Raw genomic sequence first — 15,055 nt, 5'->3', positions numbered from 1 at the left:
GTTAAGCCCCGGTCTTTCACACCCGACGTGACAAGCCGCCTACGAGCTCTTTACGCCCAATAATTCCGGACAACGCTTGCGCCCTACGTATTACCGCGGCTGCTGGCACGTAGTTAGCCGGCGCTTCTTCTGCAGGTACCGTCACTTTCGCTTCTTCCCTGCTGAAAGAGGTTTACAACCCGAAGGCCGTCATCCCTCACGCGGCGTCGCTGCATCAGGCTTTCGCCCATTGTGCAATATTCCCCACTGCTGCCTCCCGTAGGAGTCTGGGCCGTGTCTCAGTCCCAGTGTGGCCGGTCGCCCTCTCAGGCCGGCTACCCGTCGTCGCCTTGGTGAGCCGTTACCTCACCAACAAGCTGATAGGCCGCGGGCTCATCCTTCACCGCCGGAGCTTTTAACCTCCACCCAGGAGAGTGGAAGTGTTATCCGGTATTAGACCCCGTTTCCAGGGCTTGTCCCAGAGTGAAGGGCAGATTGCCCACGTGTTACTCACCCGTTCGCCACTAATCCCCACCGAAGTGGTTCATCGTTCGACTTGCATGTGTTAAGCACGCCGCCAGCGTTCGTCCTGAGCCAGGATCAAACTCTCCGTGAATGTTTTCCCGTAATCGGGACGACACCACGAGAGCGGAACAGCCAGGCGGAATAAGCCCGGCCGTTCACAGCGTCCTCGCTGTGTTTTTCTTCAAAGGAACCTCGCCCCAGCTGATGCTGGAGACGGGGTATCAACATATCTGGCGTTGACTTTTGGCACGCTGTTGAGTTCTCAAGGAACGGACGCTTCCTTTGTACTCACCCGAGAATCTCTCTCGCGGCTTTCCTCCGGGCGCTTCCCTTCGGTCTTGCGTTTCCGACTCTATCAGATCTTTTCTCGACCCGATTTCCTCGGCGCTTTCCAGGTTTGCGCTTTCGCGCTTTCCTTTCCGGCGGGTCCGACTTTATCAGAAGTTTCGAGCCGGACTTACCGGCCATCCATTCCGATTAATCGGGAGGAGCTTCTCGAAGCTGGTGTTCCAAGAAGCAAGTAGGTTCTCAAAGTGCCGACCGGATCGTCTCCAGTCCAGGCAACTGTTTGAATCTACCTCCCCACCTGCTCCGTGTCAACGGCTCCTGTGGGGCGAAGAGGAGACTAGCAGTCCGGCGGGCCTGTCCGCACATCAGGCGGCTGTCGGCACCGTGGCGCTCTGCTCGGCCGCGTCCACGTCACCCGTTTCGCCGGTCTCGGCGGCACGCCGGCCGAGTACGTAGACGTATGCGAGGAAGGCGACCTCGGCGACGACACCGATGCCGATGCGAGCCCAGGTCGGCAGGCCCGACGGGGTGACGAAGCCTTCGATGGCGCCGGCGACGAAGAGGACCAGGGCAAGGCCGATCGCCATGCCCACGGCGGCTCGGCCCTCCTCGGCGAGGGCCTTCCTCCGCGAGCGTGGCCCTGGGTCGATCACTGTCCAGCCGAGGCGTAGTCCTGTGCCGGCGGCCACGAAGACCGCGGTCAGTTCCAGCAAGCCGTGCGGGAGGACCAGGCCGAGGAAGGTGTCGAGTCGACCTGCCGAGGACATCAGGCCGAAGCCGATGCCGAGGTTGAGCATGTTCTGGAACAGGATCCAGAGGACGGGGATGCCAAGGAAGACGCCGAACACCAGGCACATGGCGGCGGCCTGGGCGTTGTTCGTCCAGACACGGGCCGCGAAGGACGCTGCCGGGTGGGAGGAGTAGTAGCTCTCGTACTGGCCGCCGGGGCGGGTGAGCTCGCGCAGTTCGCTGGGCGCCGCGATGGTGGCCTGGACTTCGGGATGCACGCCGATCCACCAGCCGAGGAGCGCCGCGACAAGCGTCGACAGGAGTGCGGTGGGGACCCACCAGTGGCGCGCTCGGTAGACGGCGGCGGGGAAGCCGTGGGCGAGGAAGCGGGTGACATCGCGCCAGGAGGCCCGTCGCGTACCTGTCACGGCACTCCGCGCGCGTGCGACCAGTTGGCTGAGGCGACCGGTCAGCTGCGGCTCGGGTGCACTGGACTGGATCAGGGAAAGATGGGTGGCAGTGCGCTGATAGAGCGCGACGAGTTCGTCCGTCTCGGCGCCGGAGAGACGGCGCTGGCGCCGGAGCAGGTCCTCAAGGCGGTCCCATTCCGCTCGGTGGGCGGAGACGAAGACGTCGAGGTCCATCGGTCTACCTGCTCCTCGGCTGCTTGTCGGCGGGCCCGTCGCGAGTATCAGCTTGTCGTACTGCGATGCTCGATGCCCTCAGCTTGGCAGACTGGCCGTTCCGGGGGCAGGCCAGGGGAAGGACGGCGGGCGTGAGTGAGCTGGTGACGGGCGAGGCGGTGGCGCTGGAGTTGCGCCCTGCGAGGCTGCCCAGCAGGGCGCTGGCCGTCCTGCTCGATCTGGTCGTGGCCTTTGCCGCGTACGTGATCGTGAGCGTGGTCCTGGTGATCTCCACGGCCTCGCTTGACGAAGCCGCACGGATCGCGGTGTCCATCGCGACGTTTCTGCTGGTCCTGGTGGGCGCGCCGATCGCCGTGGAGACGCTCAGTCACGGGCGGTCATTGGGGAAGATGGCGCTGGGTCTGCGCGTGGTGCGCGACGACGGCGGGCCGATCCGCTTCCGGCACGCACTGGTGCGAGGTGCGATCGGCGTCGTCGAGATCCTGCTGACGCTGGGGGTCATCGCCTGCATCGCTTCGCTCGTGTCGGAACGCGGGCGCCGGCTCGGGGATGTGTTCGCCGGGACTCTCGTCGTGCGGGAACGGATTCCCACTGCACGTGCGCGTTTCGTTCCGCCTCCGCCGCCCTGGCTGGCCGGGCGCTTTTCGGGACTCGATCTGTCGGCGGTCCCTGACGGGCTGTGGCTAGCGATACGGCAGTACCTCACGCGCATGCAGCAGCTGGACCCCCAAGTCGGCGGGGCCATGGCCGAACGGCTCGCCGCCGACCTCGCGGAGCGCACGGGGACTCCGATGCCGCAGGGGATACCGCCGGCCGCCTATCTGGCCGCGGTGGTGCAGGAGCGGCAGGCACGGGAGATCCGGCGGGCCCAGTCGAACGCAGTCGGTGTCCATGGGCCCGGAGGTGAGGGGCAGTACGGGGGCGGTGCAGGGCCGGGCGCGTATCCCGCCCACCCCTTCCACCACTCCACCTATCCCGCCGACCCCTTTCAGCCCTCCCAGTCCACTTATCCCTCCCACCCCGCCTATCCCACGCTCGCTCCCACGCCACCCGCCGGGCAGTTCGCCGCGCCACAGGCGGCACACGATGCCGCGCAGCACGAACGCCGTCCCGAAGCCCCGGTGCAGACACCACAGGCCGCTCCGGTGGGGCAGGACGGGCAGGGCGGCCCGGCCGCCGAGCCGACAGATACGGATCGTCCATCGACCGGCTTCGCGCCGCCCGCGTAAGCCAGTCGACACACCCCCGGCAACCGCCGCTCAAGGAAAGACGGACGGCGGCGACTCCAGGTCCTCCAGCTCGATGCCGGGCGCGGCGAGGACCACGTCCCCGGCGATGTGGACGACGTGCTGCTCGCCCGTGTCCAGGGCTGTGACCTGGTACTCCTCCACGGTCAGAGGGCCGTTGTCAGTGCCGTGTGCTTCTCTTTTCAGCAGAGCCCAGGACTGGTCCACGGTGCGCGGAGCGAGGACCGGATCCGTGAAGGCGACCAGGCGTACGCGGGTCGCGGAGCCGGAAGGGGTGAGGCGCAGCAGACGGGTGGTGGCGATGAGGAACGCGGGGGAGGTGCCGGTGAAGGCGTGGGCGCCCACGTTGCCTTCCGTGGCATCGGTGCCGGTGGGGTCGGTGCGGACCCAGGTGACGCCGTCAAGAGCAGCGCCACGCACCTGCCAGCCCGCCGCGTGGAGTTCGAGACGGATCGGGCGGCCGAGTTCGTCGAGGGCGAGGTCGACGGAGCCGCGGTGATCGCCCGAGGGGGCGGTCAGCTGGGAGACATAGCGCCAGCCGGACGGGCCGGGGGCGCAGTGGAAGTGCTCTTCCGCGAGGGGGGTGTGATCGTGCGGGTCGTGGAGCGAATAGCGGCCGCGGGGCATGAGGGTCCTGGGGTGTGACGGGCTGGTCAGGTTGGCCGCGACCAGTCGGTGACGGCCTGCACGGCCAAAGGGACAGGCCCCCGGCACGGGGGTGCGGGGGCCTGTCTCCGAGGACCTGCTGCTGAGCTGCGCGTCAGTGCACGGGCGGGCAGCTCAGTGGCCGGCTGCGGACTCAGTAGCGGTAGTGGTCCGGCTTGTACGGGCCCTGGACGTCGACGCCGATGTACTCGGCCTGCTCGGGGCGGAGCGTGGTCAGCTTCACGCCGAGCGCGTCGAGGTGGAGACGGGCGACCTTCTCGTCGAGGTGCTTGGGCAGCACGTAGACGTCGGTCGGGTACTCGTCGGGCTTGGTGAACAGCTCGATCTGGGCCAGGGTCTGGTCCGCGAAGGAGTTGGACATCACGAACGACGGGTGGCCGGTCGCGTTGCCCAGGTTCAGCAGGCGGCCCTCGGAGAGGACGATGAGCACCTTGCCGTCGGCGAAGGTCCAGGTGTGGACCTGCGGCTTGACCTCGTCCTTGACGATGCCGGGGATCTTGGCGAGGCCGGCCATGTCGATCTCGTTGTCGAAGTGGCCGATGTTGCCGACGATCGCCTGGTGCTTCATCTTGGCCATGTCCGCGGCCATGATGATGTCCTTGTTGCCCGTCGTGGTGACGAAGATGTCGGCCTTGTCGACGACCTCGTCCAGCGTCGTCACCTGGTAGCCATCCATCGCCGCCTGCAGGGCGCAGATCGGGTCGATCTCGGTGATGATCACGCGGGCGCCCTGGCCGCGCAGGGACTCCGCGCAGCCCTTGCCCACGTCGCCGTAGCCGCAGACGACGGCGGTCTTGCCGCCGATGAGCACGTCCGTCGCGCGGTTGATGCCGTCGATCAGGGAGTGGCGGCAGCCGTACTTGTTGTCGAACTTCGACTTGGTGACTGCGTCGTTGACGTTGATCGCCGGGAACAGGAGGGTGCCGTCGCGGTGCATCTCGTAGAGACGGTGGACACCGGTCGTGGTCTCCTCGGTCACGCCGCGGATCTCGGACGCCAGCTGGGTCCACTTCTGCGGGCTCTCACCCATGGTGCGGGTGAGCAGTTCGAGGATGACGCGGTGCTCGTCGGACTCGGCGGTGTCGGGCGAGGGGACCTTGCCGTCCTTCTCGTACTCGACGCCCTTGTGCACCAGGAGGGTGGCGTCGCCGCCGTCGTCCAGGATCATGTTCGGGCCGCCGGTGGGGGTGTTCGGCCAGGTCAGAGCCTGCTCCGTGCACCACCAGTACTCCTCCAGGGTCTCGCCCTTCCAGGCGAAGACCGGGATGCCCTGGGGGTTGTCGGGCGTGCCGTTCGGGCCGACGGCGATGGCGGCGGCCGCGTGGTCCTGGGTCGAGAAGATGTTGCAGGACGCCCAGCGGACCTGCGCGCCCAGGGCGGCCAGGGTCTCGATGAGCACGGCGGTCTGCACGGTCATGTGCAGGGAGCCGGTGATGCGGGCGCCCTTCAGGGGCTGCGCTTGGGCGTACTCCTTGCGGATCGCCATCAGGCCCGGCATCTCGTGCTCGGCGAGAGTGATCTCCTTGCGGCCGAACTCGGCCAGGGAGAGGTCGGCGACCTTGAAGTCCTGTCGGTTCTCGACAGTGGTCATGCGGGCTGCTCCTCGGTGGTTTGGGTCGAGGTGGGTACGGCTGATCTGCGCGGCGGCGGACACAGGGGTGCCCGAAGAGCACACGGGCACGCCCGCGTGCGCGCAGCGCAGTCCGTCGGAGGCCCTCTCTCCCTCGGCCGGTCCGCTGGGGACCGCCCGACCGCCATCAGCAGCGACGTCTGACTCCGTCCCAAGCTACACCGGGCGGCCCAGCCGTCCCCAGTCCGCCTGCGAACAATTCGCGCCGAACACGGCAACGGGGTCAGTTACATGATCCCGTTCGTGGTGGTCGGCGGGTTGCTGATCGCGATCTCGCTGGGCGGGCACACGGATCCGTCCGGCGATCTGGTCATCCCGAAGGAATCCTTCTGGATGGACATGAACAACATGGGTGTCATCGGCTTCACGCTGATGGTGCCGATCCTCTCCGGCTACATCGCCTACGCGATCGGCGACCGGCCGGCGCTGGTGCCCGGCATGATCGGCGGTTGGATAGCCAACACCGGTGAGCTGTACGACTCCAAGGCGGGGGCGGTGACCGCGCCGGTCGTGGGTTTCGCACGGTCGGACCAGGGCGTGGAGTGGGGTTCGCCGGACGGCCCGACGGTACGAAGGCAAGGCTCGTGTTCATGATCGCCGTACCGGAGGCTGCCGCAGGGGACGAGCATCTGCGGTCCTGGCGCTGCTGTCGCGGAAGTTGATGGGGCCGGGTTCCGTGAGCGGTTGCTGGCGGCGGCGCACGAGGGCGCGGTGCTGGGCGTTCTGCGCGAGGTCGGGTAGCCGGGCCGGGTCCGCCGGGGCTCACGACCGGCCGGGGGCCCGCCGAACGACTCGGCGGGCCCCGGCGTGGGAGAGGGGAGGGAGATCAGTGCCCCGTGGTCTGGCTCGGGCCACCCGGTGAGGCTTCCTCGTCCGGGCCCTTGGCCGCTTCCGACTCGCTGTAGATGTCGGGCTCCAGGTAGATGACGCGGGCGATCGGGACGGCCTCACGGATGCGGGTCTCCGCGGCGTCGATGGCGGCGGCGACCTCGCCGGCCGTGTTGTCGTGGCGCACGGCGATCTTGGCGGCGACCAGGACCTCCTCGGGGCCGAGATGCAGCGTGCGCATGTGGATGATGCCGGTGACGGTGCTGCCGTCGACGATCGAGTCCTCGATCTTCCTGACGTCCTCGACGCCGGCCGCCTCGCCGAGCAGCAGCGACTTGGTCTCGGCGGCCAAAACCAGCGCGATCAGGATGAGCAGGACGCCGATGCACAGGGTGCCGATGCCGTCCCAGACGCCGTCGCCGGTGAGCAGGGCGAGGCCGACGCCGCCGAGGGCCAGGATCAGGCCGACCAGGGCGCCGAGGTCCTCCAGGAGAACGACCGGCAGCTCGGGCGCCTTGGCGTGCCGGACGAACTCCTTCCAGGACTTGCGGCCACGCAGGACGTTGGACTCCTTGATGGCCGTCCGGAAGGAGAAGGTCTCGGCGATGATCGCGAAGACCAGCACGCCCACCGGCCAGTACCAGTGCTCGATCTCGTGCGGGTGCTTGATCTTCTCGTAGCCCTCGTAGATGGCGAACATGCCACCGACCGAGAAGAGCACGATCGAGACGAGGAAGGCGTAGATGTAGCGCTCGCGGCCGTAGCCGAACGGGTGTTGCGGGGTCGCCTCGCGCTGGGCCTTCTTGCCGCCGAGGAGCAGCAGGCCCTGGTTGCCGGAGTCGGCGAGCGAGTGCACCGACTCGGCCAGCATCGACGACGAGCCACTGAAGAGGAACGCAACGAACTTCGCTACCGCGATCGAGAGATTGGCGAGCAGTGCCGCCACGATCGCCTTGGTGCCGCCTGACGCGCTCATGTGTTCGCGTTGTCCCTTCGTACGCCGTCCACCGGGGCCTGGCCCGCTCACGGGCTTTGCCGGTCCTTTGCCGGTGGGCCATTGTTGCAGCCCTGCCCGGCAGGGGCGCGCCAGGTCAGCACACCCGTGGAATCAGGCCACCACGGTCGCCCGGAAGAGCGTTCCCGTACCGGACACTTCGGCCTTTTCACCGGCCGCTGCGAAGACGGAGCGGCCCGGCGTCAGTTCGTGCTCGCCCGCCCGGACCGAACCCGCGGTGCAGAGCAGGATCTGCGGGGTCGGGCGGGTGAGGTCGCGGGGGGCGCCGCCCTCGGAGAGGACGTAGCGGGACAGCCGGAACTCGTCGATCGGGGTGTCGTAGACCTCCTCGCCGTCCGGGGACGCCTCCGGTCGCAGCACGCCCGCGTCGTTCGCCTCGAAGCGGACGACGCGCAGGAGTTCGGGGACGTCGATGTGCTTGGGGGTCAGACCGCAGCGCAGCACGTTGTCTGAGTTGGCCATGATCTCGACGCCGAGACCGCTGAGGTAGGCGTGCGGGATGCCGGCGCCGAGGTACAGGGCCTCACCGGGCTGCAGGCGGACGTGGTTGAGCAGCATCGCGGCGATCACGCCGGGGTCGCCCGGATAGTGGTGGGCGAGACCGGCGTACGGGGTGTAGTCGCCGCCGAGGCGGGCGCAGGCGGCGGTGGTCTCCGCGACCGTGCGGGCCATCTCCTCGGGGTCCGCGGTGAGAACGGCGGTGAGGACCTCGCGCAGCGCCGCCTCCTCGGGGTGGGCGCGCAGCAGATCGACGTACGGCTTGAGGGAGTCGACGCCGAGGCCAGCGAGGAGGTCGGCGGTCCGGTGCGGGTCGCGGAAGCCGCACAGTCCGTCGAACTCGGTGAGCGCGCAGATCAGTTCCGGCTTGTGGTTGGCGTCCTTGTAGTTGCGGTGCGGGGCGTCCACGGGGACGCCCCGGCGTTCCTCCTCCTCGTAACCCTCCTTCGCCTGGGTCAGGTTGGGGTGCACCTGGAGGGAGAGCGGGGCGCCCGCGGCGAGGATCTTGAGGAGGAAGGGGAGTCCGGGGCCGAACTTGGCCACGGTGGCCGCGCCCAGTTCCTTCTCGGGGCCGGCCGCGATGAGGTCGACGAGCGTGCCGCGGTCGGTGCGCGAGGGTGCGCCCGGGTGGGCCCCCATCCACATCTCCGCCTGCGGTTCGCCGGTCGGCTCGACGCCGAGCAGCTGCGGGATCGCGGTGGTGGAACCCCAGGCGTAGGGGCGGACGGTGTTGTCGAGGCGGTCCATTCGATTCTCTCTGCCGGGTCAGCTGCGCGGCGGACGGGCGCACGAACGGCGTACCTGGTTCGTACGTCGTTCGCACGTCGTCCGTACGCCTTCGGTCTTCTTCGCGTACGGGCGCCGGTTCTCCGCGCGTACGGAGATCGGGGCGTTCCGAGCCAGATCAGGCCCTCGAGGCGAGCGCCAGGTAAACGGCGGCGAAATCCGTGACGGCGATCAGTTCGGAGAGGGTCTCCAGTTCGCCGCCGGGTTCGGGCTCCAGCTCGCTGATCGGCGTGTCGTGGCTGAGGGCCAGCTCGCGGGCGGCGGGGGCGGCGGTGAGGCCGCCGATCGGGCGGTCGCGAAGCAGCACCACGTGCGCGTGCAGCGCGGGCGGCTCCTCCACACGGTCGCGGAAGAAGTCATCGGGGTCGGCGCTGGCGGCGAGCCGGCCGGCCAGCAGGGCGCTGTGCGCGGCGAGCGCCTCGGGGAGTTCGGCCATGACGGCGGGCCGGCCGGCCAGTTCCCCGAGAGCGGCGGCGAAACGGCGGCCCGCGGGACCGGCCGAGGCGCCCTCCGTCCAGATCACCGGAAGCGCGTCGGCGAGCTCGCCGGCGAGGGTCTTGGCGGCGTTGCTGTACGCCTCGATGGCTGGCCCGCACCGTTCGGCGATCTCGTCGAGGCGGTCGGCGACCTTCTCCAGCGCGTCCGGCGGCGCGGTGAGCAGGCCGATCCGGTCCAGCAGCGCCAGCAACGGGGTGAGCAGCGCCCACAGGACGCCGGGGGCGGACGCGGCGAGCGGCTGCTCGTCCCTCTCGTCCTGCTCGTACGGGGCGGTCGCCATCGGTACGAAGAGGCCGTGGGCGCCCCCGACGGCCTCGGCGAGCGGGGTGCCGGCCGGGGCGACGGCGGCGACGGTGGAGCCGCGTCGGTAGGCCTGCTCGGCCAGCAGGGACAGGCCCGGTTCCGTGCCGTCCGGGGTGGCGATCAGGAGCAGGTCGACGGAGCCGGCCCAGCCCGGGAGCTCCCAGCGCAGCGCGCCCGCGACGGGGGCGACGCCGGTCGGGGCGAGGCGGATGACCGGGCTGCCCGGGCCTGCCAGCGTGCCGAGGAAGTCGGCGGCGTGGGTGGCGGCGGCGCCGGGGCCGGCGATGAGGACGGCGCGGGGGCGGCCGTCGGGTTTCAGCTCGCCCACTCCGGCCTCGACGGCGAGCCGGGCGGCGGTGCGGACTCGGGCACCGGACTCGGCGGCGCCGCGCAGCAGGCCGCGCTGGTCGGCCTCTGCGAGGCCCTCCGGGGAGTCGAGCAGCGATTCGTCGAGCATGGGCGGCAGCCTCCGAACGCCGGGGTCGGCGGTTGTGCGGGCGGCGGGCCCCTCCTTGGGGCGGGCCCGGTCTGCGCGGACGTCTACGGGCGTTACGCCGGGCGGCGGGCCTCGTCGACGAGGAGGACGGGGATGCCGTCGCGGACGGGGTACGCCAGGCCGCAGTCCTGGCCGGTGCAGACCAGCTCGGTGTCCTGCTCCTTGAGGGGGGCGTGACAGGCCGGGCAGGCGAGGATCTCCAGGAGGCCGGCTTCGAGCGGCATGTGGGGTCCCTTCGGGGCGGGTTGCGGGTACCGGTTCGGGTACGTGTGGTTGTGCGGATGTGCCTGGTCAGGGTACCGCCGTGCGGGCGGGGGTGTGGGGGGTTGGGGGGCATGGTCGCGGGGGTTTGGGGGCCGGGCCGGTGACCGGGGACGCGGCCCCCGGTCCACTCACCACCCGAGACCCCGTCACCCTGGGCCCCACCCACACCGGCCCCCTCACCCCAGCCGCCTCACCCAGCCGCCTCACCCCGGCTTCGCTCACCCCCGGATGATCGCCAGCGCCTCGTCCCGCACCCGCACCATCGTCGCCTCGTCGCGCGCCTCCGCGTTCAGGCGCAGCAGCGGCTCGGTGTTGGACGGGCGGACGTTGAACCACCAGTCGGCGGCCGTGACCGTGAGGCCGTCGAGTTCGTCGAGGGTGACGCCCTCGCGGCCCTCGAAGGCGGACTTGAGCGCGGCGAGGCGGCCCTGCTGGTCGTCCACGGTGGAGTTGATCTCGCCCGAGCCCGCGTAGCGGTCGTACTCGGCGACCAGCGCCGAGAGCGTGCCCTTCTGGCCGCCGAGGGCCGCGAGGACGTGCAGGGCGGCCAGCATGCCCGTGTCGGCGTTCCAGAAGTCGCGGAAGTAGTAGTGCGCGGAGTGTTCGCCGCCGAAGATCGCGCCGGTGCGGGCCATCTCGGCCTTGATGAAGGAGTGGCCCACTCGCGTGCGGATCGGCGTGCCACCGTTCTCCTTCACGACCTCCGGGACCGTCCACGACGTGATCAGGTTGTGGATGACGATGCCCTCGCCGCCGTGCTTGGCCAGCTCGCGCGCGGCGACCAGGGCGGTGACCGCGGACGGCGAGACCGGGTCGCCGTTCTCGTCGACGACGAAGCAGCGGTCGGCGTCGCCGTCGAAGGCGATGCCGAGGTCGGCGTCCTCGGTGCGCACCCGCTCCTGGAGGTCGACGATGTTGGCCGGATCCAGCGGGTTCGCCTCGTGGTTGGGGAACGTGCCGTCCAGCTCGAAGTACATCGGCACGAGGTCCAGGGGCAGGCCTTCGAAGACCGTGGGGACCGTGTGACCGCCCATGCCGTTGCCCGCGTCGACGACGACCTTCAGGGGGCGAATGGAGGTCAGGTCGACGAGCGAGCGCAGGTGGACCGCGTAGTCCTCCAACGTGTCGCGCTGCGTGATGGTTCCCCGCCGTGCGACGGGCTCGGGAGCGCCCGACTCGCTCCACCGCTCGACGAGTTCACGGATCTCGGCGAGGCCGGTGTCCTGGCCGACCGGGGCGGCGCCCGCACGGCACATCTTGATGCCGTTGTACTTGGCCGGGTTGTGCGAGGCCGTGAACATGGCGCCCGGCAGGTTCAGCGCGCCCGAGGCGTAGTACAGCTGGTCGGTGGAGCAGAGGCCGATCTCGGTGACGTCGACGCCGCGCAGCGCCGCCCCGCGCGCGAAGGCGCGGGACAGTCCCGGGGACGAGGGCCGCATGTCGTGCCCGATCACGATCGCGTCGGCATCGGTCACCTGGGCGAAGGCCGCTCCGAAGAGCTCGGCCAGCGACTCGTCCCACTGGTCGGGGACGACGCCGCGCACGTCATAAGCCTTCACGATCTGCGACAGATCAACAGCCACGGCCAACCCTCCTGGAAGTCCTATCGGAACCCCCAAACTACCCGCCCCGGCCGACGACGCACGGTGTGGACCGAATCTGGCCCCCCAGCCGTAACCCTGAGGTCAGGGCAGCATCCAGCCGAGCACCGGTGAACTCTGGCCGACCACAATCAGACACATCACGAGCAACAGCGCCAGGCTCCACGGCAGCACCTTGCGCAGCAGGTCACCCTCCCGGCCCGCGAGACCGACCGCGGCGCAGGCGATGGCCAGGTTCTGCGGGGAGATCATCTTGCCGAGGACACCGCCCGAGCTGTTGGCGGCGGCCAGCAGTTCCGGCGACAGTCCCGACTCGCGCGCGGCGGTCACCTGGAGCGCCCCGAAGAGGGCGTTGGCCGAGGTGTCCGACCCGGACACGGCGACTCCGAACCAGCCGAGGACCGGCGACAGGAACGCCAGCCCGGCGCCGGCCGCCGCCACGAAGTGACCGATGGTGGCCGCCTGCCCGGAAAGGTTCATGACGTACGCGAGGGCCAGCACGGAGGTCACCGTGAGGATCGCGAACCGCAGCTCGTACACGGTCGCGAGCCACTCCTTGACCGCCACGCGCGCGTGCACCCCGATCACGACCGCCGTGAGCATGCCCGCAAGCAGCACGAGCGTGCCACCGGTGGAGACGATCGGCCAGGTGAACACGTTGCCGCCGACCCGCTCACCGTCCGGGTCGAGGACGTCCAGGAAGGGCCAGTCGTAGGTCTGTGTGGCTCCGGCCAGCCAGTCCTTGACCACCGGGATCTGTGCCACGGAGAAGACGGCCACGATGAGCGCGTACGGCGCGTACGCCCGCACGACCTCCGCGCGCGGGTCCTCCTCGTCGAGCTCCTCGCTGCGGGCGCCGGTCAGCACGGACGCGCGTACCGTTTCGGCGGCGGGCCTGCGCGACTGCGGTACGGCGACCAGGGCGCCCGCGCCCGCCAAGGCGGCTGCGATGTCGGCGAGTTGCGCGGAGAAGTAGTTCGAGGCGGCGAACTGGGCGACGGCGAAGGCGATTCCGCACGCCATGGCCGGCACCCAGGTCTCCCGCAGGCCACGCTTCCCGTCCACGAGAGCGACCAGCACCAGCGGCACCACGAGCGCCAGCAGCGGGGTCTGCCGCCCCACCACGGACGCCACGTCCTCCAGGGGCAGACCCGTGACCTGAGCCAGCGTCACCACCGGCGTACCCATCGCACCGAACGCCACCGGCGCCGTGTTGGCGACCAGCGCCACGATCGCGGCCTTCACCGGATCGAAGCCCAGGGCGACCAGCATCACCGCGCTGATCGCGACCGGCGCACCGAATCCGGCAAGCGCTTCCAGGAGGGCACCGAAGCAGAAGGCGACGACGAGCGCCTGGATGCGCGGGTCGTCGGAGAGCCGCCCGAACGACCGACGCAGGATGTCGAAGTGCCGGGTCCGCACCGTCATCCGGTACACCCACAGGGCGTTGACGACGATCCACAGGATGGGGAAGATCCCGAACACCGCCCCGTGGACCGCGCTGGAGATCGTCTGGTCGATCGGCATGCCGTACGCGAGCGCGGCGACCAGGACGGCCGCCAACAGTCCTGTGAGGCCCGCCAGATGGGCCTTCATGCGCACACCGCCGAGCAGGATCAGGACGATCACCAGAGGCAGGGCCGCCACCAGGGCGGACAGGCCTAGTGAGCCGGCTACGGGGGCCAGTTCCTGGACGTACACGAGCGCCTCCCCGGATTCCGCCATGCGGAAAGCGATTTCTCACGGGTGACGGAATGATCGTGTCCGCGACAAGCACGCGTCAATGGGTGTGCAGCATTCAACGAAATGAGGCGACTGGGACCGCGGGGGGACCGAGGGGAACTGACCGACCGCTCAGTTGTCGGGGGAGCGCAGAACCCGCAGGTGACCGCGGCGCGCGACCTCCATCGGGTCCGCCGCACGGCCACCGCCGCCGGCCTGCGCCGCGCGCTCCTGGGGCCGGGCGGCCTCGCGCACGGCGTTGGCGAGCGCTTCCAGGTCGTCGCCGCTGGGACGGGCGGGAGCGGAACCGTCGAGGAGCCGGACGACCTCCCACCCGCGAGGGGCGGTGAGACGCTCGGAGTGCTCGGCGCACAGGTCGTAGCAGTGGGGTTCCGCGTAGGTGGCGAGCGGGCCGAGAACCGCGGTCGAGTCGGCGTAGACGTACGTCAGCGTCGCTACGGCGGGACGGCCGCAAGCGGTGCGCGAACAGCGACGTACAGGGCTCACGACGTTGGACGGTACCGCACTCTTGAGCGGGCCGCGACGACTCTCCACCAGGTCACTCCACCGTGTCGTGTTGTGAAACGCCCCACAGGCCCCTTCCGGCACACGCCGCTGACCTGCGTGGACATACATGTGCAGGGTCCCGTACGACCATGAAACCGGTCAACACTCCACATAAACGCCGTCAATTGACTCCTGATCGCCGGTCTCGGAGAGATACGGAATCGAGCCCAATCTTGGCTGGAATGGTCATCCGGCGACATGCCGTACGGCGGCGGACGCAGGGCGGGAAGGGAGCGTGGACGTCCGGCACGCGCCTCGCGCGAGGACTACCCTTCACCAGTGATGGACAACCGAGTACCGCCCCGTGCCGCCGTCCCCGGGCCCCGCCGTCGTGATCGTCACGGCAGGGGCATGCGCGGGCCGATCGCGCCCCCTCAGGTGCCGCTCGCGGCGAGCCGTGCCGAGGCGTTCGCCGATCTGGTGCAGGACTCCGTGGAGCGCCTGGAACGGCGCTGGCCGCAGCTCGCCGACATCGATTTCCTCGTCCTCGAAGTACCGCGGCTGGACGGTCCCGGGCAGGCGTGGAACGACGAGGCGGTACCGCTCGGGGGCACCGTTCCCGCGCGTGAGGGGCGTCCCGCGCGGGTGGTCGTCTACCGGCGCCCTGTGGAGATCCGCACCAAGGGCCGCGACGAGCGGGCGGCACTGGTCCACGAGGTCGTCGTCGAACAGGTCGCCGAGCTGCTCGGTCTGACGCCGGAGACGGTGGACCCGCGCTACGGCGAGGACTGAGCAGCCCGGTACGACACCTGCCGGGCTGCCCGTGCGC

General features: G+C 69.8%; 12 protein-coding genes, 1 rRNA gene and 1 pseudogene. 3 read left to right on the top strand and 11 right to left on the bottom strand.

What is annotated here, in order from left to right; translation table 11 throughout:
* Both AB0O67_RS08005 and AB0O67_RS08000 read right to left on the bottom strand, forming a co-directional pair.
* Nucleotides 1-595: ribosomal RNA gene (locus tag AB0O67_RS08005) — 16S ribosomal RNA — on the bottom strand; the annotation flags it as partial.
* Nucleotides 596-1,157: 562 nt separating this feature from the next.
* On the bottom strand, nucleotides 1,158-2,165 hold the full coding sequence (locus tag AB0O67_RS08000; RefSeq protein ID WP_365447363.1) for a stage II sporulation protein M: 1,008 nt from the start codon (nucleotides 2,163-2,165) through the stop codon (nucleotides 1,158-1,160).
* A 131-nt stretch (nucleotides 2,166-2,296) separates the two neighbouring features.
* On the opposite strand from AB0O67_RS08000, the gene AB0O67_RS07995 reads away from it, so the two are divergent.
* Nucleotides 2,297-3,394, top strand: a complete 1,098-nt coding sequence (locus AB0O67_RS07995) for an RDD family protein (RefSeq protein WP_365447361.1) — start codon at nucleotides 2,297-2,299, stop codon at nucleotides 3,392-3,394.
* A 30-nt stretch (nucleotides 3,395-3,424) separates the two neighbouring features.
* On the opposite strand, the gene AB0O67_RS07990 is transcribed toward AB0O67_RS07995, so the two are convergent.
* Nucleotides 3,425-4,039, bottom strand: a complete 615-nt coding sequence (locus AB0O67_RS07990; protein ID WP_365447359.1) for a hypothetical protein — start codon at nucleotides 4,037-4,039, stop codon at nucleotides 3,425-3,427.
* 172 nt (nucleotides 4,040-4,211) lie between these two features.
* On the bottom strand, nucleotides 4,212-5,669 hold the full coding sequence (gene ahcY, locus AB0O67_RS07985) for an adenosylhomocysteinase (RefSeq protein ID WP_365447357.1): 1,458 nt from the start codon (nucleotides 5,667-5,669) through the stop codon (nucleotides 4,212-4,214).
* Between the two features lie 255 nt (nucleotides 5,670-5,924).
* Between ahcY and AB0O67_RS07980 the strand changes: the two are divergent.
* A pseudogene (locus AB0O67_RS07980) lies at nucleotides 5,925-6,203 on the top strand (PTS transporter subunit EIIC); the annotation flags it as partial.
* A gap of 331 nt (nucleotides 6,204-6,534) precedes the next feature.
* Here the strand turns inward: AB0O67_RS07980 and AB0O67_RS07975 are convergent.
* From AB0O67_RS07975 to AB0O67_RS07945, 7 genes are all read right to left on the bottom strand, one after another.
* Entirely contained in the window at nucleotides 6,535-7,512 is a 978-nt protein-coding gene (locus AB0O67_RS07975) for a cation diffusion facilitator family transporter (protein WP_365447355.1), read from the bottom strand.
* 132 nt (nucleotides 7,513-7,644) lie between these two features.
* A complete protein-coding gene (gene manA / locus AB0O67_RS07970; protein ID WP_365447353.1) occupies nucleotides 7,645-8,796 on the bottom strand; it encodes a mannose-6-phosphate isomerase, class I in 1,152 nt (383 codons plus the stop codon).
* A gap of 157 nt (nucleotides 8,797-8,953) precedes the next feature.
* A complete protein-coding gene (locus tag AB0O67_RS07965) occupies nucleotides 8,954-10,093 on the bottom strand; it encodes an SIS domain-containing protein (protein ID WP_365447351.1) in 1,140 nt (379 codons plus the stop codon).
* Between the two features lie 92 nt (nucleotides 10,094-10,185).
* Nucleotides 10,186-10,356: a Trm112 family protein gene (locus AB0O67_RS07960; RefSeq protein ID WP_141360461.1), complete on the bottom strand. Its 171-nt coding sequence runs from the start codon at nucleotides 10,354-10,356 to the stop codon at nucleotides 10,186-10,188.
* 258 nt (nucleotides 10,357-10,614) lie between these two features.
* Nucleotides 10,615-11,979 (bottom strand): phosphomannomutase/phosphoglucomutase, encoded by a 1,365-nt coding sequence (locus AB0O67_RS07955; RefSeq protein ID WP_365447349.1) that lies wholly within the window; start codon nucleotides 11,977-11,979, stop codon nucleotides 10,615-10,617.
* A 102-nt stretch (nucleotides 11,980-12,081) separates the two neighbouring features.
* Nucleotides 12,082-13,698, bottom strand: a complete 1,617-nt coding sequence (locus AB0O67_RS07950; protein WP_365447374.1) for an L-lactate permease — start codon at nucleotides 13,696-13,698, stop codon at nucleotides 12,082-12,084.
* A gap of 153 nt (nucleotides 13,699-13,851) precedes the next feature.
* The gene (locus tag AB0O67_RS07945) at nucleotides 13,852-14,274 is read right to left on the bottom strand and encodes a DUF3499 domain-containing protein (protein ID WP_053760356.1); all 423 of its coding nucleotides are present in this window, start codon (nucleotides 14,272-14,274) and stop codon (nucleotides 13,852-13,854) included.
* A gap of 294 nt (nucleotides 14,275-14,568) precedes the next feature.
* Here AB0O67_RS07945 and AB0O67_RS07940 point away from each other — a divergent pair, with 294 nt between their 5' ends.
* Nucleotides 14,569-15,018 (top strand): metallopeptidase family protein, encoded by a 450-nt coding sequence (locus AB0O67_RS07940; protein WP_365447372.1) that lies wholly within the window; start codon nucleotides 14,569-14,571, stop codon nucleotides 15,016-15,018.
* Nucleotides 15,019-15,055: the final 37 nt, after the last annotated feature.

This window comes from Streptomyces sp. NPDC086077 (assembly GCF_040686175.1).
In the GTDB taxonomy this organism is placed as follows: Bacteria; Actinomycetota; Actinomycetes; order Streptomycetales; family Streptomycetaceae; genus Streptomyces.
This window is presented reverse-complemented; position numbering and strand designations above follow the sequence as displayed.

Coding starts and splice junctions, on each gene's coding strand:
- AB0O67_RS07960 (WP_141360461.1), bottom strand. CDS start 10,356: ATGCCGCTCGAAGCCGGCCTCCTGGAGATCCTCGCCTGCCCGGCCTGT.
- AB0O67_RS07940 (WP_365447372.1), top strand. CDS start 14,569: ATGGACAACCGAGTACCGCCCCGTGCCGCCGTCCCCGGGCCCCGCCGT.
- AB0O67_RS07990 (WP_365447359.1), bottom strand. CDS start 4,039: ATGCCCCGCGGCCGCTATTCGCTCCACGACCCGCACGATCACACCCCC.
- manA (WP_365447353.1), bottom strand. CDS start 8,796: ATGGACCGCCTCGACAACACCGTCCGCCCCTACGCCTGGGGTTCCACC.
- AB0O67_RS07965 (WP_365447351.1), bottom strand. CDS start 10,093: ATGCTCGACGAATCGCTGCTCGACTCCCCGGAGGGCCTCGCAGAGGCC.
- AB0O67_RS08000 (WP_365447363.1), bottom strand. CDS start 2,165: ATGGACCTCGACGTCTTCGTCTCCGCCCACCGAGCGGAATGGGACCGC.
- ahcY (WP_365447357.1), bottom strand. CDS start 5,669: ATGACCACTGTCGAGAACCGACAGGACTTCAAGGTCGCCGACCTCTCC.
- AB0O67_RS07975 (WP_365447355.1), bottom strand. CDS start 7,512: ATGAGCGCGTCAGGCGGCACCAAGGCGATCGTGGCGGCACTGCTCGCC.